Source organism: Methylobacterium sp. CM6257 (assembly GCF_054611515.1).
The window spans coordinates 4,790,820-4,812,994 of record NZ_CM137735.1 but is presented as its reverse complement, the minus strand read 5'-3'; the positions used below and the strand labels follow the sequence as shown (position 1 = coordinate 4,812,994).

Below are 22,175 nucleotides of genomic sequence, written 5' to 3'. Positions count from 1 at the left end.
GGTCACCACACCACGGCCTGCCCGTCGCGGCGCGGGTCGCTCGCTGCGACGTAGCCCTCGACGGCCGGGTCGCCCATCCGCCAGATGAACTGACCGGCCCCGAAATCCTGGTAGCTGTCCTCGATCACCTCGAGCCTGTGCCCGAGCGCCTTCAGCCGGTCGAGGGTGGCGGCCGGCATCGCCGCCTCGACGTTGATGTCGAGGCCCTCGTTGACCCGCCAGCGCGGCGCGTCGCAGGCCGCCTGCGGGTTCTGGGCGTGGTCGATCATCCGCACCAGCGTCTGCACATGTCCCTGAGGCTGCATGTTGCCGCCCATTACGCCGAAGCTCATGACCGGTGCGCCATTCTGGGTGAGGAAGCCCGGGATGATGGTGTGGAACGGCCGCTTGCCCGGGGCGACCACGTTGGGGCTCTCCGGATCGAGCACGAAGCCATAGCCACGATTCTGCAAGGAGATGCCCCAGTCTGGAATGACGACCCCGGAGCCGAAGCCCATGAAGTTTGACTGGATGAAGCTCACCATCATGCCGGATTCGTCAGCCGCGGTGAGGTAGATCGTGCCGCCCGCCGGAGGCTTGCCGGGGCCGAACACCTGGGCGCGTCGCGGGTCGATCAGCCTGGCCCGTTCCGCCAGGTAGGCGGGGTCCAGCATCGCCTCCGGCGTCACCTCCATGCTGCGCGGATCCGCGACGTAGCGGTAGGTGTCGCTGAAAGCGAGCTTCATCGCCTCGATCTGCAGATGTTGCGCCTCCGGACCGTCCGCGGGCAGTCCGGCGAGGTCGAACTGCTCCAGGATTCCGAGAGCGATCTGCGCGGCGATTCCCTGTCCGTTGGGCGGAATCTCGTGCAGTGTGTAGCCGCGGTAGTCCTTGGCGGTGGGTGTGACCCATTCGGGACGGAACGCCGCGAGGTCGGCCGCGGTCATCGCGCCGCCATGCGCCTTCGCATGCGCGGCGATCGCGTCGGCGATCTCACCCCGATAGAAGGCCTCACCCTTGGTCTCGCCGATCAGCCGCAGCGTCCGCTCGGCACCCGGGAAGGTGACCAGTTCGCCGACATCCGGCGCGCGGCCGCGCGGCAGGAAGAAGTCCGCGAAGCCGGGCTGGCGGGTGATCGCCTCGACCCGGGCGGCGGCGGCCCATTTCTGCTGCACCACCACCGGCGCAAGATAGCCCCGGTCGGCGATGCGGATGGCGGGCTGCATCAGATCGGCAAAGGGGAGACGACCGAAGCGCTCGCTGAGCGCAACCCAGGCGGCGACCGCCCCGGGGACGGTGACGGAATCCCAGCCGCGCATCGGTGGCCGCGTCGCAGGGCCGTACTTCGTCAGGAAGTAGTCCGTCGTCCAGGCGGCCGGTGCCCCACCCGAGGCGTTGAGCCCGTGGAGGCGTTTTCCATCCCACAGAATGCAGAAGGCGTCCGAGCCGAGCCCGTTGCTGCAGGGCTCGGTCACTGTTTTGGCGGCCGCCGTGGCGATGGCGGCGTCGACTGCATTGCCGCCGGCCTGGAGCATCTGGATCCCGGCCTGGGCGGCCAGCGCATGCGAGGTCGCCACGCAGTTGCGCCCGAACATCGGCATGCGCAGCGACGGATATCCGATGGCCCAGTCGAACGGCTTCATGGCGTTGACCCCGGTGAAAGGCAGCCGGCCGGCTGCTTCCGCATGCGGTGGCATACAGGATTACGGGTCGCGGTGAAGTCCCGGCGCGGCGGTGATCCGAAACGAAAAGCGCGGACCCGTGGGCCCGCGCTGGCTGAGAATCGATCCGAACAGGTGGATGCGACTAGTAGGGGCGTCCGTAGAGCGGCGAGGTCGGGTCCAGCCGATCGACGAAGGAGAGATCGACGTTCCGCACAGCCGACTGCTGCCGGGTGATGAACGGTGCGTTCGTGATCGGATCCGGAAGGGCGCCGCGGCCGAAGCGGTCCGTCGGGCCGTAGGGTGGCGTCAGCGCGTTCGACGCGGCGATCAAGTAGGGATTCAAGGCCGGGTTTCTTGAGCCGCCGGCGCCCGGGACGTTCGAGGTCAGCGGCACGTTGCCGGCATCCAGCCAGCTGCGCGGGCGCACGCGGATCGGCAAGGGGCGGCTGACGCGGTAGATCGGGCCGGGAACGAAGCCGTCCTGGGCCTGGGCGGGCGCGGAGGCCAGGGCACCGAAGCCGGCGGCGGCGATGACGCCGAGAATGGCGATCTTGAGCGAGCGCATGGCCAACCTTGTGTATGAGTGCCATCAGTATGGCGAGCGAAACTTAACAGTTCGACGCCTTTGACGATAAGACGCTTGAGCCAGGCTGTTGTTCCGCAAAAATGGCCGAGCTTGTGCGATTTGCCACACTCTGGCCTCATTTTTTGACCTGGTGCCGCTTTCCGATGGATCCGGTGCGGCCGGTGAGGTCGGCCGCGGTGGTGGCCTGGGTGCAGCCGGGCTCGGCAATGGCTGGAGCCGAGAAGGCCGCCATAGCCTCGGGATCGGTTAGATCGACGAGGCTCAGGGCATCGATCATGCAACTCAGCACGCGGGCTTCCGGCGGGCGGCTGAGGGGTGCGCAGAGCCAACCGTCGATGCGGAACGCGGATTCGCGGGTGACGAACCCGGTGCAGGTCCGCCGGACCGCGCCGCTGAGCGTGACGTCCAGGGTCTCCACGGCACCGAATTTGGTCTGAACTCGGCCGCTCGACCCCGTCCGCACCACGGACAGGGCCGGGCGATCGAACACGGGACCGTTCGCGGCACGCCGGGCCATCAGAACGAACAGACTGGGAGCGACACCCGCGGACGCGCCGCGTGTCAGCGTCACTTGCAGTGCCGGCGTCTCGAGGGAGTCGAAAGCGCCACGCGCCAGCGTATCCTCTCGCAGGCCGGTTCGCGGATCGATCCGTGCCGCCGCTTCCTGAACGGGATCGAGGCCGGGCTCCGCGAGGCCGAACCGCGCGACCGATGCCGCGGACGGGGCTTGAGATGCCGATGTGGTTGGCACGAAGGGACGTCCGGCGTCCATGGACGCGGGCGCTTCGACGGGCGGACGCGCGTAATAGCAGAGCGCGGCAATCACGGCGGCTGCCAGGGTGATGCCTGAGCCGAGGCGGGCGATGGACAGCCTGCGCCAGGCTGGCGGCGTGTCGACTTGGACCAGATCGTCTGTTTCGGCTGCCTCGGTGTGCATGGCGCCCCGTGCGAACAGCCCCCCTCTGGAGCCACGGCCAACCGTGGCCGGAAAGGATTGAATTCCCTTTCTCGTCGGGGCGCGGTCACCGGCTTTCCGGCGCCAAGGTGAATCGAGCGTTGCGGCCGCCCGCCTGGCCTTGACAGCGGCGTCCCTTGAGCGCCTTGCTCCGGCCGGTCGTCGGCCCCACCTCCTGCAGGCCGGGCTCTTCGGCCGCGCCCAGTCACGGGCGCTGTCCGGCACGAACGATCCTTCGGCCGATTTTGCTGGCAGGAGCGCGGCACCCGGATCGGTCGAGGTTTTCCGCGCGGAGACGAGAGATGGGTTACAAGGTCGCCGTCGTCGGCGCCACGGGCAACGTGGGCCGCGAGATGCTCGATATCCTGGCCGAGCGGGCTTTCCCCGCCGATGAGGTCGTGGCGCTCGCCTCGCGCCGCAGCCAGGGCCAAGAAGTGTCCTACGGCGACAAAACTCTCAAGGTCAAAACGCTCGACACGTACGACTTTTCCGACACGGACATCTGCCTGATGTCGGCGGGCGGCGAGGCATCGAAGGAGTGGTCCCCCCGCATCGGCCAGCAGGGCTGCGTGGTGATCGATAATTCGTCGGCGTTCCGCTACGACGCCGACGTGCCGCTGATCGTGCCCGAGGTAAATGCCGACGCGGTGGTGGGCTTCACCAAGCGCAACATCATCGCCAATCCGAACTGCTCGACCGCCCAGTTGGTCGTCGCGCTGAAGCCGCTGCACGAGGCGGCCACGATCAAGCGCGTCGTGGTCTCGACCTACCAGTCGGTCTCCGGCGCCGGCAAGGAGGCGATGGACGAGCTGTTCAATCAAACCCGCGCCGTCTTCACCGCCGGCGAGATCAAGCAGGGCGGCAAGTTCACCAAGCGCATCGCCTTCAACGTCATCCCCCATATCGATGTGTTCATGGAGGATGGCTACACGAAGGAAGAGTGGAAGATGGTCGCCGAGACCAAGAAGATGCTCGACCCGAAGATCAAGCTGACGGCCACCGCCGTCCGCGTCCCGGTCTTCATCGGGCACGCGGAATCGGTGAACATCGAGTTCGAGCAGCCGCTCTCGGCCGAGAAGGCTACCGAGATCCTGCGTGCCGCCCCCGGCGTGCTGGTGATCGATAAGCGCGAGAACGGCGGCTACATGACGCCCCACGAAGCGGCCGGCGAGGACGCGACCTACATCTCGCGCATCCGCGAGGACGCGACCGTCGAGAACGGCCTGAACTTCTGGTGCGTCTCGGACAACCTACGCAAGGGCGCCGCCCTCAACGCGGTGCAGATCGCCGAGGTGCTGGTGAACCGCAAGCTCCTGAACCGGGCCAAGCGCGCGGCCTGACGCCGATACCCTCCCTCGCCAAGCGGGGGAGGGCACATTCGATGGTTCGGCGTCCCGAGATCCGCTCACCGACTGTCACGCCGCTGTAATCTTCCAAGGCCACGCCGCTCTCCGGATTGATCGGAGATTCGTCATGCGGCGCGTCATCTTTTCCTGTCTCTTTGGATTCGGCATCGCGGGGGCGGCTGAGGCACAGCCGCAGCCCCGAAATGTCGTCCTGTTCGTCGCCGACGGTCTCCGATATGGCCTGGTGAACGCCGCGAATGCGCCGACCATGGACCGGCTGATGAAGGCCGGGGTGCGGTTCACGAACACGCATTCCCTTTTCCCGACCTTCACGATGCCCAACGCCACCGCTCTGGCGACCGGACATATGCTTGGAGATACCGGCCAGTTCGGGAACACGATCTACACCGCCTTCCCGGTACCGGGCGCCGGCGAGAGCCTCACCCCGTTCCTGGAGAGCGACCCAGTGCTCGGCGACGTCGACGAGCATTTCGCCGGCAATTACCTGAACGAAGAGACCATTCTGAGGGCCGCCCAAGCCAGGGGCCTGTCCACGGCCAGCATCGGCAAGCTCGGTCCGTCCCTGGTCTTCGATCACACGGCGCGCACCGGTCAGCAGAGCATCCTCGTCGACGACAGCACCGGGCGGCCCGGCGGGATTCCCCTCAGCGATGAACTCCGGACGCGGCTCAGCGCGGCGGGCCTGCCGCTCCAGGCGCCGGCACGGGGCGCCAATGGCCAAGCCGGGACCGCCGACACGCCCGGGACGCTTGCCGCCAATGTCGAGCAGCAGGGCTACTTCGCCTCCGTGGCGACCCGGGCGGTGCTGCCGCTGTTCAAGGACCGCGGCGAGCCCTTCGTGCTGGTGTTCTGGTCGCGCGATCCGGACGGGACACAGCACAATCAGGGCGACAGTCTCGGGCGGCTGGTCCCCGGCATCAACGGACCGACGAGCCTCGCAGCCATCCGCAACGCGGACGACAACCTCGCAGCCCTCCTGACAGCCCTGAAGGCACAAGGACTGGCCGAGACCACCGATGTGGTCATCACCTCGGATCACGGATTCTCGACGATCTCGAAGGAGAGCGCGACGAGCTTCGCGGCGACGCAGGGCTACAAGGGGGTCCAGAGCCACCAGCTTCCGCCCGGCTTTCTGGCCATCGACCTGGCACACGATCTCGGCCTGAGCCTGTTCGATCCGGACGCGCAGGGCGCCAAGATCGGCCCGGACAGCTATCCCAGCCGGGCCAACGGCCTGATCGGGACCGATCCGGCCAAGCCCGATGTCGTGGTCGCGGCGAACGGCGGCTCGGACCTCGTCTATCTGCCGACCGGCGACAAGGCCCTGGCGCGCCGCGTGGTCGAGGCGCTGAGCCGCCAGGACTACGTGAGCGGCCTGTTCGTCAGCGATGCCCTCGGCCGGATTGCCGGGACGCTGCCGCTCTCCGCCATCGCCCTCGACGGGTCGGCGCTGACCCCTATGCCGGCCATCGTGGTCAATTTCCGCAGCTTCTCAACCGGCTGTGCCGACCCGACCACCTGCGGTGTAGAGATCTCCGACACCGTCCTGCAGCAGGGCCAAGGCATGCACGGCAGCTTCTCGCGGGCGGACACGCGGAACGTGATGGGCGCGATGGGCCCGAGCTTCCGCGCCGGCCTTGCGAGCCCGGCGCCGGCGAGCAACGCCGATCTCGGGAAGACGATCGCGCGGATCCTCGACCTCGCGATCTCCAGCCGGGGGACGCTCGTCGGACGCGTCCTGACCGAGGCGCTGGTAAACGGCAGCACGCCTAGCGTCACCGAGCACACGGTGCAGTCGGAGCCCGATCCCGCCGGTCAGGTGACGGTTCTGAAATATCAATCGGTCGGGCAGACGCGCTACTTCGACGTCGCCGGATATCCCGGCCGGACCCTCGGCCTGACGGCGACCGCACAGTCGGTGGCGGCCGCCGCGCACTGACCCGGCGCGACCGAGATTGTCGGGACCGCCGAGCCGGTCCCGGCCCCGAAACGCTAGGCCATGCCGAGCGCCTGCATGTAGAGCTCCAGGATCGCCTCCTGCTCCTGACGCTCGCTGTGGTCCTGTTTGCGGATCCGCAGGATAGCGCGCACCGCCTTGGCGTCGAAGCCCCGGCCCTTCAGCTCGGCGAACACCTCCTTGATGTCGCCCATGATGCCGGCCTTCTCTTCTTCCAGTCGCTCCAGGCGCTCGATGAACTGCTTCAGCTCGTCGGCGGCGACCCCCTCGGCGGAGGACACATCGCCGCCGGGCCGCTGGGCTGCGGTGGGCATCGAATGGGCGTTCATGGGGCTCTCCGGAATGCACGGCGCAGTTGCGCCCTGGACCCGTGGTTAACGGGCCGGCCTTACCGGAAGCTTAGCCGATTCCCGGGCGGCTCGGGACCCTCAGTGACCCTTCGCCTGCGCGCTCGCGAAGCCCGCCTGCTGCTCGGGGCTCGCCTCCTTCTGGAATCGGGCTTTCCAGTCATTGTAGGGCATGCCGTAGACGGCTTCGCGGCACTCGTCCTTGGTGAGCGGCACACCCTTCTCGTCGGCGGCGTCCTTCAGCCAGTTCGACAGGCAATTCCTGCAGAAGCCCGCGAGATTCATCAAATCGATGTTTTGCACATCCGTCCGGTTGCGCAGATGCGCGACGAGCCGGCGGAACACGGCCGCTTCGAGTTCGGTCTGGGTGCGGGAGTCGATCTCGCTCATCGGTGGAAACGCTTTCCTGTTCGGGCGGGTGACCCGGATTTCGGGGTCGGCGCTGCGGAGATCAAGCCGTGATCAAGGGGCGCAGGAGCCGGGCGAAGCGCTCGGCCCATTCCTCCTGTCCGGCCTCGCCGGCGATCAGGTCTTGGCGGATCTCGATCAACGCATTGCGTAGGCCACGCGCCGTGGCGTGGCGGTCGATCGTGTCGCCCGGCAAGCCGCCGCCATAGGGTTGGTTGTCGCCCACCGTCAGCCCGGCCGGGTCCGCCTGAAGGGCGGTGATCAGAGGGCGAGCGAAACGCGTGTCCCGGTCGTAAAGGATGCCGACCTGCCAGGGCCGCGCGATGCCGCGCCAGTAGGGCGTGAAGCTGTGCACGGTCAGAATCGCGGGCGGCCGGCCGGACTGCTCCGCAGCAGCCACCGCGGCATCGATGGCGGCGTCGAACGGCGCATAGAATCGGGCGATCCGCGCCTGCTTGCCCGCCTCGTCGATGCGGGCGTTGCCCGGCACAACGGCGCCATCCGAGAGGCGCATCACCAGCGTCGGATCGGCCCGGCCCCGGTTTGGATCGATGATCAGACGGGAGAAATTCGTCAGGATCGCCGGCGCGTTGAGCCGGGCCGCGAGGCGCCGCGTCACGCCCGCCGCGCCGATGTCATAGGCGATGTGCCGGCCAAACTCGGCCTCGGGCAGACCGAGTCCGATGTCGGGGGGCACGAAGTTCGACGCATGGTCGCAGGCGATGACGAGGCCGCAGGCGGGGTCGCCGGGGATGATCTCGCAAGGATGCGGCCGAGGATGCGAGACCGGGGCGGCCGCTTCTGTCTCCGGGCGGGTCACGGGGCTCCGAGGGCTTCAGATGTGTGCGAGGGCGCCGATGGCGCTTGCCGAGGCGCGGCGGCTCGGGCAGATCACCTATCAAGGATCGTGCGCTCACGGCAAGAAACGGGCCCGCCGCCCTCACAGAAACGGGCGGGGATCGCACGATCAGGTCGAGAGAGGAGCCCGTCCGACGCCATGCCCCAGACCGTCCCGCCCAATGCCGAGCCGGCCATCCTGGAGCAACGCGCGCTCCTCGACAGCATCCTCGCGGCGGCCATCCGGGCCGCCCATCCCGATCTGTGCCTGCCGCCGCACCTGCCGGCCCCGAGCCCGGGCCGGCTGATCATTCTGGCGGCCGGGAAGGCCGCGGGCAGCATGAGCGCCGTGGCGAGCCGGTTCTACCGGCAGCAGCTTGGGCTGAGCGATGACCGGATCGTCGGCCTCGCGGTGGCGCGTCACGGCTACGGGCAGGACGCGCCCGGGATCCACATGGTCGAGGCGGGCCACCCGGTTCCCGACGAGGCCGGGATCGCCGCCACCAAGGAGGCCCTGCGCCTCGCCACCGAAGCCGGTCCCGACGACGAGGTGCTGGTGCTCCTCTCCGGCGGCGGCTCGGCCAACTGGATCGCGCCGGCCGGCGACCTGACGCTCACCGAGAAGCAGGCGATCACCCGGGCGATGCTTCGCTCCGGCGCGCCGATCGGCGAGATCAACACGGTGCGCAAGCACATCTCCCGGATCAAGGGCGGACGCCTCGCGCTCGCGGCCCGGAATGCCCGCCGTGTCCTGACCCTGGCCATCTCGGACGTGCCCTTCGACGATCCGGCGGTGATCGCCTCCGGGCCCACGGTGCCCGACCCGTCGACCCTGGCCGATGCCCGCGCCATCTGCGAGCGGAGGGGCATCCCGCTGCCCGAGGAGGCCGTTCGGCTGCTGAACGATCCCAACAACGAGACGCCGAAGGCCGGCGATCCCGCCTTCGCGCGCGCCGAGTACAGGATCATCGCCCGGCCGATTGACGCGCTGAACGCCGCCGCCGAGGCCGCCCGCGCCGCGGGCTACGAGCCGGTGATGCTGGGTGCCGATCTTGAGGGCGAGGCCCGCGAGGTCGCGGCCGAGCACGCGGCCGAGGCGAAACGCTACAAGGCGGCCGGCAAGCGGGTCGCGCTCATCTCGGGCGGCGAGCTCACCGTCACGATCCGGGGCGAGGGGAATGGCGGGCCGAATCAGGAATTCGCCCTGGCCCTCGCGGTCGCGCTGGCGGGGGAGCCTGGCATCTCTGGCGTCAGCGCCGATACGGACGGGACCGACGGTGGCCGGGGGCTCGCCACCGATCCGGCCGGCGGCCTGATCGATCCCACGACGCTGGAGCGCGCCCGGGCCGCCGGCCTCGACCCGGCCGCGATGCTGGAGCAGAACGACTCCACCGCGTTCTTCGCGGCCCTCGGTGACCTCGTGAACCCCGGCCCGACCCGTACCAATGTCAACGACTGCCGCATCATCCTCGTCGGTTAGGGTCTTAGGCTCGGCCGCGCCGGCCGTATCAGCGATCGTGGGGCTCGGACTGGCGCTTCTCTGCGCCAGTCCCGCAAAGGCGGACCTGCGTCTGTGCAACCAGACCGCCAGCAAGGTCGGCATCTCGCTGGGCTACCGCGATCCGCAGGGCTGGGTCACGGAGGGCTGGTGGGACTTGGCCCCGAAGGCCTGCGAGACCCTGCTCAAGGGAGCTCTGGCGGCGCGATTCTATTATGTCTTCGCGGTGGACTACACGCGCGGCGGCGAATGGAGCGGACGCTCGCTGATGTGCACCCGCGATTCGGAATTCACGATTCGGGGTATCGAGGATTGCCTCGCGCGCGGCTACGACCGCAACGGCTTCTTCGAGGTCGATACCGGCGAGCAGAAGAGCTGGACCATCCAGCTCACCGATCCCAACCGGGCCGACGCACAGACGAAACCGTGACGGAGAGACGGCGCCCTTGACGCCGTCTTTCACGTGATGCTCACACCCGCATCCACCAAAACGACCGGACGATGCTTCCACGCTCGCCGTTAAATCACCCGGAGGACTACGCTTGAAACGCTCGCGCCGCACGAAGATTGTCGCCACCCTGGGGCCGGCTTCCGACTCGCCGGAGATGATCGAACGGCTGTTCCGAGCGGGCGTGGACGTATTCCGGCTCAACATGAGCCATCTTCCCCGGGAGAAGCTTCCGGAAAAGGTCGAGGCGATCCGGACGATCGAGCGCGAGGCCAGGCACCCCATCGGGATCTTGGTCGATCTGCAGGGGCCGAAGCTGCGGCTCGGCACCTTCGCGGAGGGCGCCGCGATGATCGCGACCGGGGCCACCTTCGTGCTCGACGGTGACCCGACCCCGGGCGACGCTGCCCGCTGCCACCTGCCGCATCCCGAGATTCTCGAGGCGCTTGAGCCAGGACACGCGATCCTGCTCGACGACGGCAAGCTGCGGCTCACCGTGCTGGAGACGTCGGTTGATCGCGCCGTGACCCGCGTCGAGGTCGGCGGACGGATCTCGAACCGCAAGGGCGTTTCGCTGCCCCACACCGTGATCCCGGTCCCGGCCATGACCGAGAAGGATCGCGCGGATCTCGACGCCGGCCTGAACGCCGGTGCCGACTGGATCGCCGTGTCCTTCGTCCAGCGGCCCGAGGACGTGGCCGAGGTCAAGAAGGTTTGCGCCGGCCGCGCCCTGGTGATGGCCAAGATCGAGAAACCTCAGGCACTGACGCGGCTCGACGAGATCCTGGAGATCTCCGACGGGCTGATGGTCGCCCGCGGCGATCTCGGCGTGGAAATGCCGCTGGAGCAGGTGCCGGGCGTGCAGAAGCGGATCACCCGGGGCGCCCGGCGCTTCGGCAAGCCCGTGGTGGTCGCGACCCAGATGCTCGAATCGATGATCACGGCGCCGGTCCCGACCCGCGCCGAGGTCTCCGACGTGGCCACTGCGGTCTACGAGGGCGCGGACGCCGTGATGCTCTCGGCCGAGAGCGCCTCGGGTGCCCACCCGATCGGCGCGGTGGAGACGATGAACCGCATCGCCGAGCAGGTGGAACGCGACCAGATCTACTGGTCGATCATCCGGGCGCAGAGCGCGACCCCTGACGAGACGGCGGCCGACGCCATCGCGGCGGCAGCCCACCAGATGGTCGACGCCCTCAATCTCGACGCGATCATGGCCTGGACCAATTCCGGCTCGACGGCCCTCCGCCTTTCCCGCGAGCGCCCGAACGCCACCGTGATCGCGCTGACGCCGCGGCGCGAGACCGCGCGCCGGCTCGCGCTCGCCTGGGGGACCCATCCGATCGTCACCAAGGATGCCAGCGACGTGGACGACATGTCGTTCCGCGCCGCCAAGTTCGCCGTGCGGGAGAAGTTCGCCGCGGTGGGCGATCGGGTGATCGTGGTCGCGGGCCTTCCCTTCGGCACCCCAGGCGCCACCAACCTCGTCCGGCTCACCTTCATCACCCGGGAGCACGCCGAGAAGGCGTAGGACCTACCGCGTTGCGGCCGGGACAGCCTGCGCTGTCAGTGTTTCGGAGAGCCGAGCCATCTCGTCGGCCAAGCGCTCCGAGGCCACGAATTGCAGCATGTGCCCGATTCCCGGGAGCAGAACGAGGCGCGCCCCGGGAATGGCGCCTGCCAGCGGCACGGCCTGCGTGTCGCTGCGGACGATCGGATCCGCCTCTCCGGAAATGACCAATGTCGGGATGCTGATCTCGCCGTAGCGCGGGCTCTGCATCGCTAGGGCCCTGGACAGGCCGAGCAGGTCCTGCACGTTCGCCAGCAAAGTCCCGGGCCGCAGAACCAGGGCGGCTCGGGCCGCCTCGGGATAGTCCGGCATTGCCGGCTGGGGCAGGAAGACCCGTCGCGCGGCCTCGGGCAGGAAATGACGGGCCAGCGGGGGGCCAACCGTCCGGCTGAGCAGCCAAGCCACCGGTGGCTCCACGGCGAGCTGCCAGTACCAGGGCAGATCCGGGAGCCGATTCGGCATCGGCATGGCCACGGGCGCGGCGAGAACGAGGCCTGAGACCCGTTCCGGATGGTCGAGGGCGAGGGCCAGGGCCAGGGCGCCGGCCCACGAATGGCCGAACACGATGGCGGGGCCGATGCCCATCCGCGCCAGGGCCTCGGCGATGATCCGCGCCTGCACGGTGGGCGCGGCAGCCGCGCTCCCGGCGATCCGGTCGCTCCAGCCGAAACCCGGACGATCGAAGGCGATGACGCGGAAGCCTCGAGCGGCCAGCCGACGTCCGATCCCCTCCATCGGATCGGACGCGTTGGCCGAGGCGCCGTGCAGGAGCACGATCGGCGGCCCATTCGCCGGGCCGGCTTGGATCGTCGCGAGCCGCCCGCCCGTGACGTCGACGAAGGGGCCGGCCGGCGGGTACTCCGCGCCCGCGCGCAGAGTGATCACGAGGCTGACGAGAGCGCCGACCGCCAGTACGAGGCCCGCGATTGCGAAGGGCAGCGCCAGGATCGTGAGGAGAACGGCGATCACTCGGGTCACAGATCGCGGCCGTCGACCTCCGGAGCGAGGCGGTCGATCGCCTCGCCGATCTTGTCCATGTGCGGATAGATCGCCCGCGCCCGCCGGTAAGCGGCCAGCGCCCGAGCCTTGTCGTCCTGCGATTCGTAGATCCGGCCCATCGCGGCCCAGGCCTCGAAGTGGCGCGGCTCGAGCACCAGCGCCCGCTGCAGGTCCGCGATGGCGTCGTCCCGGTCGGTCAGGAGCGCGAACACCGTCGCCCGGCGATTCCAGCCCTCGGACCAGTTCGGCTCAAGGGCCGTGACCCGATCCATCAACTCGGCGGCGAGCGGAAAATCGTGCGCCGTGACTGCCTGACGAGCGCGGTCGGTGAGCAGATCCGCGGTCGGGCTGCCGGAACTGCCGAGGCGTCGCACGATGATTCGGGCGATGCCCTTGGCCTCCGCGGGGTCCTCGCTCGCGCGTAGGCGGGCGAACAGGTCGTCGAGGCTCGGCGGCTTCGGTGCCGGCTTCGCCTCGGAGGCCGAACGGCCCGGCCGGTTCGTATCCGGCACCGCCTGCGCGGCCGGAGACCAGGCCGCCACGGCCGACAGGCAGACCAGAGCGGCGAGGAAGCGAGGCGGCATCATGGCGTCAGAGTGTGCCTACACCCTGCGACCGTCAACGTGCCGCGGTGCCGCGCATGCGAAAACAGCCGCGCCCGGCCGGGTGCGGCTGTTTTCGCGGGAGCGGAGCCCGACCTCGGCCGGGCTTGTCCGTCTCAGCCCTGGCGGGCCTTGAAGCGCTTCTGGGTCTTGTTGATCACGTAGACTCGGCCCTTGCGACGCACGATCTGGTTGTCGCGGTGACGGCCGCGCAGGGACTTGAGGGAGTTGCGGATCTTCATCGGTCTCTCGAGCCCGGTGGGGCCGTCCATGGAAGGGGTATCGGGAACGTGGTGGCGAGGCAGGACGCGGTGTCGCGCCCGGCGATCACGGCACACGCATCGCGGGATGGCGCCGCCATATCAGGATTCGCCCCGGCAAGGCAAGGCGCCGCAGGCGGGGGACCGTATCGGCTTCGCTCAGTGGATGCTGTCCAGGTTGGGCACCGGAGGCGCACCGACGAGCTGCCGCCCGACCTCGAGCAGCATTCCGTCCAGCAACGGCTTCAGCCGCTCGAAATTCGCCCGCGGCAATCCTTCTTCCGCGGCGGTGAACAGCGCCAGGGCCAACTCGGCCACCCGATCAATCCCGCCGGTCGGGATATCCGTCGCGCAAAGGGAGGATTCGTCGGCAAAGCCGTCTTGGCTGCTCTCGGTAATGTCGATGACGATGCCGCGGGCCTCACTCGGGACGCCGTCCGCATCCAGGCTGAACCGGCCCCGCGCCAGGATCCAACGGACCTCCCCTGGCTCGGGGATGGTCCGGTACTGCGCGATGTACAGTCCACCCTGGCGGCGGAGATCGTCGATGATCAGCCCGATGCGCCGCTGATCCTCCGGATGGATACGCTCCAGGAAGAGCGAGAAGCTGGCACCGCGACTGCCCCTGCCGCGGGGAATGCCCAGCATCGTGGCCGCGGCCGCGTCGCAGCGGATAGTGTCGTCCGCGATATGCCACTCCCAGGTGCCGACATTCGATGCGGCGAGCGCGCGCGCCACGCTCTCGCTGCTCCGCCGCTTCGGCCGCGCGTCGACGCCCACAGGCCCGATCTCCAGTCATGGTGCGATATGGCTGCCCGGACAGGCAGTTCCGGACGACACGATACCGTTGCATCCAGGGCCGCACAACGTGACCGACGTGCGGTCCTCGGCACAAGCACGCCCTTTGTCCAGCCCCTTCAGGGACGAGCGTAGGCGCCGATCAGCATGCCCTTTCCGATGACGTGGGGACGCATGGCGCCGAGGAGCGCGCTGCGGCCGGGGGCTTCGGACAGATCCAGCATCTGCCGCAAGGCGTAGATCTGAAAGACGTAATCGTGCCGGCCATGCCCGCTCGGCGGATCCGGGGGCAGCCATTCCGGCTGCAGGAAGCTGTTCCTGCCGAGCCGACGTGTCTCGGCCCGGTGGTCGGGGCTCGGAAGCGCACCTTCCGCGAGGCCCGCCTCATCGGGCGGCAGATTCCACGCGATAAGGTGAACCAAGGGTTGCGGCGTCGGACTGCCCGCATCCTCGACCAGCAGGACCAGGGCGGAGGTGCCCGCCGGCAGGCCGCTCCAGGCGAGGGGCGGCGATAGACCCTCACCGTCCGCGGTGTAGCGGGCGGGCATGTCCGTCCCGTCTGCGAAGGCCGGGCTCGTCAGCCTCAGCGACTCCTGAACATCCGGGAAGGTGGCGCGATAGGCCGTCTTCTCCAGGCCAGCCTTCAGGCCCGACAAGGCCTCGCCCACCACGCTGGGGATCTTCTCAAGCATCGCCAGTTCCTCCGCCGCGACCCCAACGGCGTTCGCGGCGCCCGGTTCAGGCGGTGCGCTCGGCTGCGACCATGTAGTTCACCGCCGTGTCCCGGCCGGTGCGCCAGCTGTCGGTGATCGGATTGTAGACGACGCCCGTCGTGTCGGTGACGTCGAGGCCGCCCGCCCGGATCGCGCGGGCGAGTTCGTTCGGCGTCACGAACTTCTCCCAATCGTGGGTGCCCCGCGGCAGCCAGCCGAGGACATACTCCGCCCCAACGATGGCCAGCGTGAAGGACCGCAGCGTGCGGTTGAGAGTCGCGGCGAACAGCGTCCCGCCGGGCTTCACGGCGGCGCAGGCGGTGCGCACGAAGGCCGGCATGTCCGAGACGTGCTCCACCACTTCCATGATCAGGACGGCATCGAAGGTCCGTCCTGAGGCGACGACGGCTTCGATCGTCTCGCCGCGATACTCGACTGGCACGCCTGCCTGCTCGGCATGCGCCCGCGCCACTGTGATGTTCTGCTCCGCCGGATCGAGGCCCGTCACGCTGGCACCGAGGCGCGCCAGGGGTTCCGACAAGACGCCGCCGCCGCACCCGACATCGCAGATCGAGAGTCCGTCCAAGGGGAACGGAGCCCGCGGATCACGCCCGTGCCGCTGGCACAGGGCATCCCGAATGTAGCCGAGCCGCACGGGGTTGAACCGGTGCAGAACCCGCATCGGACCGGTCTCATCCCACCAGGTCGCGGCGAGCGCATCGAAACGCGCGACCTCACTGCGATCGACGAAGCCTCCCGTGGCTTGGTCCGTACCTGCCCTGTCCATGCCTGATCCGTCGAAAAGCCGGCCCTGTCCCGCACGATTCGGCCCCGGGACGCCATTTGCGCGAACGATTGCGCGCGCGGCCCCGAGGCGGATCGGCGGGCATGCGCCGCCGTGGTAAGTCGTGCCTGCGCCTTAGCACGCCGACCCCTGTCCGTCGCCGCGGCGCGCCGGCGCCATGCTTGGCCGGTTGTTGACACCTCACCAAGCCGCTTGTACCCGCCGGGCACCGTCCGGACCGGCTCGAAGCGGCCCTCCAGTCGCCACCGGGAACCCACGATCAAGAGACCATGCCCCGTCTGGTGATGAAATTCGGCGGAACCTCCGTCGCCAATGTCGACCGAATCCGCAACGTGGCGCGCCACGTCGCCCGCGAGGTCGCGGCCGGCTACGACGTCGCCGTCATCGTGTCGGCGATGTCGGGCAAGACGAACGAGCTGGTCGACTGGGTCAAGGACGCCAACCCGCTTTATGACCCGCGGGAATACGATGCGGTCGTGGCCTCGGGTGAGCTGGTCACCGCCGGGCTCCTCGCGATCGCGCTTCAGAAGGACGGGATCAAGGCCCGCTCCTGGCAGGGCTGGCAGATTCCCGTCGTGACTTCGGACGCGCACGGCTCGGCCCGCATCGTCGAGATCGACCCGAAGAACCTCGCGGACGGCTTCGCCCAGGGCGAGGTGGCGGTGATCGCCGGCTTCCAGGGCATGAACGCGGAGACGAGCCGGGTGACGACGCTCGGCCGCGGCGGCTCCGACACCTCGGCTGTGGCGGTCGCGGCGGCCATCGGAGCCGAGCGCTGCGACATCTACACGGACGTGGACGGCGTCTACACCACCGATCCGCGCATCGTGCCGAAGGCCCGCCGGATGGAGCGGGTGACCTTCGAGGAGATGCTGGAGATGGCGTCGCTCGGCGCCAAGGTGCTGCAGGTCCGCTCGGTGGAACTCGCCATGGTGCACCGGGTGCCGACCACGGTCCGGTCCTCCTTCGATCCGCCGGACGCCGCGCGCCCGGGCACCCTCATCTGCGACGAGGACGACATCGTGGAACAGCAGATCATCACCGGGATCGCCTTCTCCCGGGACGAGGCGCAGATCACCCTGCGCAAGGTCAAGGACAGCCCCGGCGTGGCAGCCGCCATCTTCGGGCCTCTGGCGGACGCCAACATCAACGTCGACATGATCATCCAGACCGTGTCGGGCGACCAGTCGACCACCGACATGACCTTTACGGTACCGGCCGCTGAGTACCAGCGTTCCCGGGCGATCCTGGACGAGGCCCGGACGCATATCGGCTATGCCCAGATCGAGGGTGCCACGGACGTGGTGAAGGTCTCGGCAATCGGCGTCGGAATGCGGAGCCATGCAGGTGTCGCCGCAAAGGCGTTCCGGGCGCTCGCCGAGAAGGGAATCAACATCCGCGCGATCACCACGTCGGAGATCAAGTTCTCAGTGTTGATCGATGCTGCTTATACGGAGCTTGCCGTGCGCACGCTTCACTCGCTATACGGCCTGGATCAGGCCTGAGCCTGGGACGACGCGGTTTCGAGCGGATCACGTGGTGTGAACTGAACAGTCACGGGCCGCTTCGTCGCTCCCAGAGACATTCTGGGACCGGCGGCACGGTCCATCCGGCGCCATCTGTCCCGAGCTTGGCGCCAAGGTTGCAGGGTGGTCGACGCCAAGGCCACTCACCGACGCTGGAACGACGAACCGATGCCCGCTGCGCCCGGAGGCCCGCGCCTGCTGCTGCGCCGCCTCCGCGAAGCGATGGCGGAGCCGGTCAGCCCCCAAGCGCGCCTCGACCGGATCGTCGTCCTGATCGCCGCCAATGTCGTGGCCGAGGTTTGCTCGGTCTACGTGCTGCGAGATGACAACACCCTCGAACTGTTCGCTACGGAAGGTCTGAACCGCGAGGCGGTCCACCAGACTCGTATGCGCACCGACGAGGGTCTGGTCGGCCTGATCGCCCGCACGGCCGAGCCGCTCTCCCTCTCGGACGCCCAGAACCACCCGGCCTTCTCGTACCGGCCAGAGACCGGCGAAGAAGCCTACCACGCCTTCCTGGGCGTGCCGCTGCTGCGCGCCGGCAACACGCTCGGCGTGCTCACCGTCCAGAACAAGACCTATCGCGTCTATTCCGAGGAGGAGATCGAGGCGCTCCAGACCACCGCCATGGTGCTGTCGGAGATGATCGCCTCGGGCGAGCTGGAGGGGCTGGCCCCGGACGCCGGCACCGCGGCCCGCCGCCCGGTGCTGGCACGCGGCATCGCGCTCGCCGACGGCATCGGCCTCGGTTACGTCGTGCTGCACGAGCCCCGCGTGGTCGTGAAGACGCTGATCGCCGAGAACGTCGAGCGCGAGGTCGCGCGTCTCGACGAGGCGATCGAGGAGGTGCGCTCGGCCATCGACGCCCTGGTGGAGCGCGGCGACCGGATCGGCACCGCGGAATCCCGCGAGGTGCTCGAGACCGTCCGGATGTTCGCCCACGACAAGGGCTGGCTCCGGCGAATGCGGGAGGCGGTCGCGTCCGGCCTGACCGCCGAGGCCGCCGTGGAGCGGGTGCAGTCGGACAACCGCGCCCGGATGATGCGCCAGTCCGACCCGTATCTGCGCGAGCGGCTGCACGATCTCGACGATCTCGCCAATCGCCTTCTGCGCGCGCTGATCGGCCCCGAGGCGGCCGGCGTAATGGTCCTGCCCGAGAACGCCATCCTGGTCGCCCGTACCATGGGGCCGGCGGCACTCCTCGACTACGAGGCCTCGACCCTGCGCGGCATCGTCCTGGAGGAGGGTGGTCCAACCAGCCACGTGGCCATCGTCGCCCGGGCGCTGGGTATCCCGGCCGTGGGTGAGGTGGAGAACGCCACCGCGCTCTGCGATGCCGGTGACGCCATCATCGTCGATGGCGTGGCCGGCGAGATCCATGTCCGACCGAGCCCCGAGGTCGAGGCCGCCTATGCCGAGATGGTACGGCTGCGCGCCCGCCGGCAGGAGCAGTACCGGGCGCTGCGCGACGTGCCGGCCCAAACCCGCGACGGAGTGCGGGTCGGTCTGCAGCTCAATGCCGGTCTTCTGGTCGATTTCAGCCATCTGCACGAGACCGGTGCCGAGGGTGTCGGCCTGTTCCGCACCGAGCTGCAGTTCATGGTGGCGCAGCGGATGCCGTCCGCGGCGGAGCAGCAGGAGCTCTACCGCAAGGTGTTCGCGGCCTCGGCCGGCAAGCCCGTGACGGTACGAACCCTCGACATCGGCGGCGACAAGATCCTGCCGTACATGGCCAAGTTGGAGGAGGAGAACCCGGCGCTCGGATGGCGGGCGATCCGGATCGGCCTCGACCGGCCCGCGCTCCTGCGGATGCAGCTTCGGGCACTCCTCAAGGCCGCGGACGGCGACCCACTCAAGATCATGTTCCCGATGGTGGCCACGGTGGGCGAGTTCGTCCGCGCCCGCGGCATCGTCGAGCGCGAGAAGGCTTATCTCAAGCGCCACGGCTACCGGCTTCCGACCGATTGCCGCCTCGGCGCGATGATCGAGGTTCCGTCGCTGCTATTCCAGATCGACGAGATCGCCCGGGAGGCCGATTTCCTCTCCGTCGGTTCGAACGACCTGATGCAGTTCCTGTTCGCGGTGGATCGGGAGAACCGGCGGGTGGCCGACCGGTTCGATCCGCTCAGCGTCGCGGCGCTCCGGGCCTTCCGGCTGATCGTCGAGCGGGCGAACGCCGCCGGCTGCCCGGTGACGGTCTGTGGTGAGATCGGTGGCCGGCCCCTCGATGCCATGGCGCTCATCGGCCTCGGCTACCGGAACCTGTCGATGTCGCCCGCCGCCATCGGCCCGGTGAAGGCGATGGTGCTCAGCCTCGATGCCGGCGCCGTGGCCGAGCTCATCGACGCGGAGATGGCCCGCATGCACGACGGCGATTCCCTGCGCCCGGCGCTCACCGCCTTCGCGCACGCGCACGGCGTACCTATCTAAGCGGCAGCCCAACCCTTGCCGAGAGTTCGGCGAGGGTTGTACGGGCAACGCGACGACGATTTTGGACGGCGCGCCGCGGCTTCCAGTCTCGAACGGAAGAGGCGTGGGTTGGGAGGACGTCTTGCCGGGTCGAACCCCCTCCGAGCCACGCTCCTCCGCTCCCGAAACGTGACTGGCGCTCGGCCCGGAACGCCGCGCGCAGACCTGCAGAAACACGGGCGATGATCCCCTTTCCCACCGAGCGTCTCGACGCCATCCTGGCGCGGCACGACATTGTCACCGCGCAGCTCGCCTCGGGCGAGATCGACCCCGAGACCGTGGTCCAGCTCTCGCGGGAGCTGTCCGACCTCGATCCCGTCGTGGCGGCGATTCGTCACTATCGCGCGGCCCTGGAGAATTTCGCGGGCGTCGAGGCGCTGATCGACGAGCCGGGCACTGATCCCGAGATGCGGGCGCTGGCCGCGGAGGAGAAGCCCGAGGCGCAGGACGCGCTCGAGGCGGCGCACCGCGCCCTCCAGCTCCTGCTGCTGCCCAAGGATGCTGCCGACGAGAAGAGCGCGATCCTGGAGGTCCGCGCCGGCACCGGCGGCGACGAGGCTGCCCTGTTCGCTGGCGACCTGTTCCGGATGTACGCGAAATACGCCGAGTCGAAGGGCTGGCGCGTCGAGGTGATCTCGGAGAGCGAGGGCACGGTCGGCGGCTTCCGCGAGGTCGTGGCTGAGGTGAAGGGCCGGGGCGTGTTCGCGCGGCTCAAATACGAGAGCGGCGCCCACCGGGTGCAGCGGGTGCCCGACACCGAGACGCAGGGGCGCATCCACACGTCGGCGGCCACGGTCGCGGTGCTGCCGGAGGCCGAGGACGTCGACATCGTCGTCAATGACGCAGATCTGAAGATCGACACGATGCGGGCCCAGGGCGCGGGCGGTCAGCACGTCAACAAGACGGAATCGGCGATCCGCATCACCCACATCCCGACCGGCATCGTGGTCTTCGTCCAGGAGGAGCGGTCGCAGCACAAGAACCGCGCCCGCGCCATGGCACTTCTGCGTGCCCGGCTTTACGAGGCCGAGCGCAACGCCAAGGACTCGGCCCGGGCGGCCGACCGAAAGGCGCAGGTCGGCTCGGGCGACCGCAGTGAGCGGATCCGCACCTACAATTTCCCGCAAGGTCGAGTGACCGATCACCGGATCAACCTCACCCTCTACAAGCTGGAGGAGGTCATGGCAGGCACCGCCCTCGACGAGGTCGTCGATGCCCTCATCACCGAACACCAGGCGGAACTCCTCGCCGCCGAGGGTATGGCCTGAGCCCTGCCGTGCCAGACGGGTCGAGCCAAGCCCTGTCCCGCCGCGCGGCCCTGCGATGGTGTGCAGAGCGCCTGGATGCAGGCGGTATCGCTGAAGCCGCGGGGGATGCGCGCTTCCTCCTGCTCGGTGTCCTCGGATTGGAGACGCGCGACCTGCTCCTCGACGGGGAGCGACCGCTCGATGCTGACGAAGCGGCGGCTGTCGACGCCGCCCTTGCGCGGCGACTGGCGGGCGAGCCTGTCGCCCGCATCCTGGGTGCCTGGGAGTTCTGGGGTTTGCCCTTCAAGCTGGCACCCGAGACCCTTGTACCCCGCCCGGACACCGAGATCTTGGTCGAATCGGCTGTGGCGTCCGTGCCGGACCGGAGCGCGCCCCTGCGCTGTCTCGATCTCGGTACCGGTTCGGGCTGCATCCTCGCGGCGCTTCTGAGCGAACTGCCTGCCGCCTTCGGGGTCGGCCTCGACCGCTCGCCGGCTGCTCTTCGCGTGGCGCGCATCAATGCCGTGATGAACGGCCTCGGCGACCGGGCGGCCTTCGTCGCCGGAGACTGGTGCGAGGGCATCCGAGGAGCTTTCGACCTCGTGGTCTCGAACCCGCCCTACATCGCGCAGGCCGTAATCCCGACCCTCGCCCGAGAAGTCCGCGTACACGATCCGGTGGCCGCCCTTGATGGAGGTCCGGACGGACTCGACGCCTACCGTAGCATCTTTGAAGGCGTGCGGGCCGGGGCGCTCCTCGCACCGGGGGGAACGCTCATCGTCGAGATCGGCTACGATCAGGCGGAGTCGGTGCGGCGTCTCGCACGCGCCGCCGGTTTCGCGGATTGCGGCCTTGTCCGCGACCTCGCCGGGAATGACAGGGTTCTGCGCTTTCGGTTCGCGCAGGACCTTCCATCCGGCCACAGGGATGCCTAAGTCTGGAGGGACGCTCCAGGCATCGAAAAAATGCTTGTTGCATCTGCCGGGGAACGCTAGAGTCGGCTTGAAGATCGCGAACGGTTCGTTAAGACGGACGGCTATAAGGTCGGTGGTGACCGTTGGTCGCCGGTGGTTCGCTGATCCCCCAGAACGTTGGACCAGAGCGCGCGTGTGATTGCGCGGCGGTTTGACAGCATTCGAA

General features: G+C 68.9%; 21 protein-coding genes. 9 read left to right on the top strand and 12 right to left on the bottom strand.

Annotation, left to right across the window (positions count from 1 at the left end; genetic code table 11):
• Nucleotides 1-2: 2 nt before the first annotated feature.
• The 3 genes from ACYCO6_RS23370 to ACYCO6_RS23360 form a co-directional block, all read right to left on the bottom strand.
• Nucleotides 3-1,622, bottom strand: a complete 1,620-nt coding sequence (locus ACYCO6_RS23370) for a gamma-glutamyltransferase family protein (RefSeq protein WP_459763767.1) — start codon at nucleotides 1,620-1,622, stop codon at nucleotides 3-5.
• A 163-nt stretch (nucleotides 1,623-1,785) separates the two neighbouring features.
• On the bottom strand, nucleotides 1,786-2,208 hold the full coding sequence (locus ACYCO6_RS23365; RefSeq protein WP_459763765.1) for a hypothetical protein: 423 nt from the start codon (nucleotides 2,206-2,208) through the stop codon (nucleotides 1,786-1,788).
• Between the two features lie 136 nt (nucleotides 2,209-2,344).
• The gene (locus ACYCO6_RS23360; protein ID WP_459763763.1) at nucleotides 2,345-3,166 is read right to left on the bottom strand and encodes a hypothetical protein; all 822 of its coding nucleotides are present in this window, start codon (nucleotides 3,164-3,166) and stop codon (nucleotides 2,345-2,347) included.
• Between the two features lie 320 nt (nucleotides 3,167-3,486).
• Here ACYCO6_RS23360 and ACYCO6_RS23355 point away from each other — a divergent pair, with 320 nt between their 5' ends.
• Nucleotides 3,487-4,524 (top strand): aspartate-semialdehyde dehydrogenase, encoded by a 1,038-nt coding sequence (locus ACYCO6_RS23355; RefSeq protein WP_024827863.1) that lies wholly within the window; start codon nucleotides 3,487-3,489, stop codon nucleotides 4,522-4,524.
• A gap of 133 nt (nucleotides 4,525-4,657) precedes the next feature.
• Nucleotides 4,658-6,490, top strand: coding sequence for an alkaline phosphatase family protein (locus ACYCO6_RS23350; RefSeq protein WP_459763760.1), 1,833 nt, complete (start codon nucleotides 4,658-4,660; stop codon nucleotides 6,488-6,490).
• 53 nt (nucleotides 6,491-6,543) lie between these two features.
• Here ACYCO6_RS23350 and ACYCO6_RS23345 read toward each other — a convergent pair whose 3' ends face one another.
• The 3 genes from ACYCO6_RS23345 to ACYCO6_RS23335 all read right to left on the bottom strand — a co-directional run bounded on the left by ACYCO6_RS23345 (nucleotide 6,544) and on the right by ACYCO6_RS23335 (nucleotide 8,083).
• A complete protein-coding gene (locus ACYCO6_RS23345) occupies nucleotides 6,544-6,822 on the bottom strand; it encodes a DUF2312 domain-containing protein (RefSeq protein ID WP_459773671.1) in 279 nt (92 codons plus the stop codon).
• Between the two features lie 114 nt (nucleotides 6,823-6,936).
• Nucleotides 6,937-7,245 carry a DUF1244 domain-containing protein gene (locus ACYCO6_RS23340; protein WP_459763758.1) on the bottom strand — a complete coding sequence of 103 codons (309 nt, stop codon included), beginning with the start codon at nucleotides 7,243-7,245 and terminating at the stop codon, nucleotides 6,937-6,939.
• A 61-nt stretch (nucleotides 7,246-7,306) separates the two neighbouring features.
• Nucleotides 7,307-8,083, bottom strand: a complete 777-nt coding sequence (locus ACYCO6_RS23335) for an N-formylglutamate amidohydrolase (protein WP_459763756.1) — start codon at nucleotides 8,081-8,083, stop codon at nucleotides 7,307-7,309.
• A 177-nt stretch (nucleotides 8,084-8,260) separates the two neighbouring features.
• Between ACYCO6_RS23335 and ACYCO6_RS23330 the strand changes: the two genes are divergently transcribed.
• The 3 genes from ACYCO6_RS23330 to pyk all read left to right on the top strand — a co-directional run bounded on the left by ACYCO6_RS23330 (nucleotide 8,261) and on the right by pyk (nucleotide 11,577).
• The gene (locus ACYCO6_RS23330) at nucleotides 8,261-9,580 is read left to right on the top strand and encodes a glycerate kinase type-2 family protein (RefSeq protein ID WP_459763754.1); all 1,320 of its coding nucleotides are present in this window, start codon (nucleotides 8,261-8,263) and stop codon (nucleotides 9,578-9,580) included.
• On the top strand, nucleotides 9,546-10,028 hold the full coding sequence (locus ACYCO6_RS23325) for a DUF1036 domain-containing protein (protein WP_459763752.1): 483 nt from the start codon (nucleotides 9,546-9,548) through the stop codon (nucleotides 10,026-10,028). Before ACYCO6_RS23330 ends, ACYCO6_RS23325 begins: the two co-directional genes overlap by 35 nt.
• Nucleotides 10,029-10,140: 112 nt before the next feature.
• Nucleotides 10,141-11,577 (top strand): pyruvate kinase, encoded by a 1,437-nt coding sequence (gene pyk / locus ACYCO6_RS23320; protein ID WP_459763750.1) that lies wholly within the window; start codon nucleotides 10,141-10,143, stop codon nucleotides 11,575-11,577.
• A gap of 3 nt (nucleotides 11,578-11,580) precedes the next feature.
• Here pyk and ACYCO6_RS23315 read toward each other — a convergent pair whose 3' ends face one another.
• From ACYCO6_RS23315 to ubiG, 6 genes are all read right to left on the bottom strand, one after another.
• A complete protein-coding gene (locus tag ACYCO6_RS23315) occupies nucleotides 11,581-12,594 on the bottom strand; it encodes an alpha/beta hydrolase (RefSeq protein ID WP_459763747.1) in 1,014 nt (337 codons plus the stop codon).
• The gene (locus ACYCO6_RS23310) at nucleotides 12,591-13,202 is read right to left on the bottom strand and encodes a tetratricopeptide repeat protein (protein WP_459763745.1); all 612 of its coding nucleotides are present in this window, start codon (nucleotides 13,200-13,202) and stop codon (nucleotides 12,591-12,593) included. The genes ACYCO6_RS23315 and ACYCO6_RS23310 overlap by 4 nt, the downstream gene beginning before the upstream one ends.
• A 131-nt stretch (nucleotides 13,203-13,333) precedes the next feature.
• Nucleotides 13,334-13,459 carry a type B 50S ribosomal protein L36 gene (ykgO, locus tag ACYCO6_RS23305; protein ID WP_056222898.1) on the bottom strand — a complete coding sequence of 42 codons (126 nt, stop codon included), beginning with the start codon at nucleotides 13,457-13,459 and terminating at the stop codon, nucleotides 13,334-13,336.
• Between the two features lie 177 nt (nucleotides 13,460-13,636).
• On the bottom strand, nucleotides 13,637-14,257 hold the full coding sequence (locus tag ACYCO6_RS23300) for a PAS domain-containing protein (RefSeq protein ID WP_459763742.1): 621 nt from the start codon (nucleotides 14,255-14,257) through the stop codon (nucleotides 13,637-13,639).
• A gap of 137 nt (nucleotides 14,258-14,394) precedes the next feature.
• Nucleotides 14,395-14,967 (bottom strand): YbhB/YbcL family Raf kinase inhibitor-like protein, encoded by a 573-nt coding sequence (locus ACYCO6_RS23295; RefSeq protein ID WP_459763740.1) that lies wholly within the window; start codon nucleotides 14,965-14,967, stop codon nucleotides 14,395-14,397.
• Nucleotides 14,968-15,013: 46 nt separating this feature from the next.
• Nucleotides 15,014-15,775 (bottom strand): bifunctional 2-polyprenyl-6-hydroxyphenol methylase/3-demethylubiquinol 3-O-methyltransferase UbiG, encoded by a 762-nt coding sequence (ubiG, locus tag ACYCO6_RS23290; RefSeq protein WP_459763738.1) that lies wholly within the window; start codon nucleotides 15,773-15,775, stop codon nucleotides 15,014-15,016.
• A gap of 287 nt (nucleotides 15,776-16,062) precedes the next feature.
• Here ubiG and ACYCO6_RS23285 point away from each other — a divergent pair, with 287 nt between their 5' ends.
• The 4 genes from ACYCO6_RS23285 to prmC all read left to right on the top strand — a co-directional run bounded on the left by ACYCO6_RS23285 (nucleotide 16,063) and on the right by prmC (nucleotide 21,970).
• A complete protein-coding gene (locus ACYCO6_RS23285; protein ID WP_459763736.1) occupies nucleotides 16,063-17,298 on the top strand; it encodes an aspartate kinase in 1,236 nt (411 codons plus the stop codon).
• Nucleotides 17,299-17,487: 189 nt separating this feature from the next.
• Entirely contained in the window at nucleotides 17,488-19,749 is a 2,262-nt protein-coding gene (gene ptsP / locus ACYCO6_RS23280; protein WP_459763734.1) for a phosphoenolpyruvate--protein phosphotransferase, read from the top strand.
• A gap of 221 nt (nucleotides 19,750-19,970) precedes the next feature.
• On the top strand, nucleotides 19,971-21,056 hold the full coding sequence (gene prfA, locus ACYCO6_RS23275) for a peptide chain release factor 1 (protein WP_459763732.1): 1,086 nt from the start codon (nucleotides 19,971-19,973) through the stop codon (nucleotides 21,054-21,056).
• An 8-nt stretch (nucleotides 21,057-21,064) separates the two neighbouring features.
• Nucleotides 21,065-21,970, top strand: a complete 906-nt coding sequence (prmC, locus tag ACYCO6_RS23270) for a peptide chain release factor N(5)-glutamine methyltransferase (protein ID WP_459763730.1) — start codon at nucleotides 21,065-21,067, stop codon at nucleotides 21,968-21,970.
• The last annotated feature ends 205 nt before the right edge of the window (nucleotides 21,971-22,175 follow it).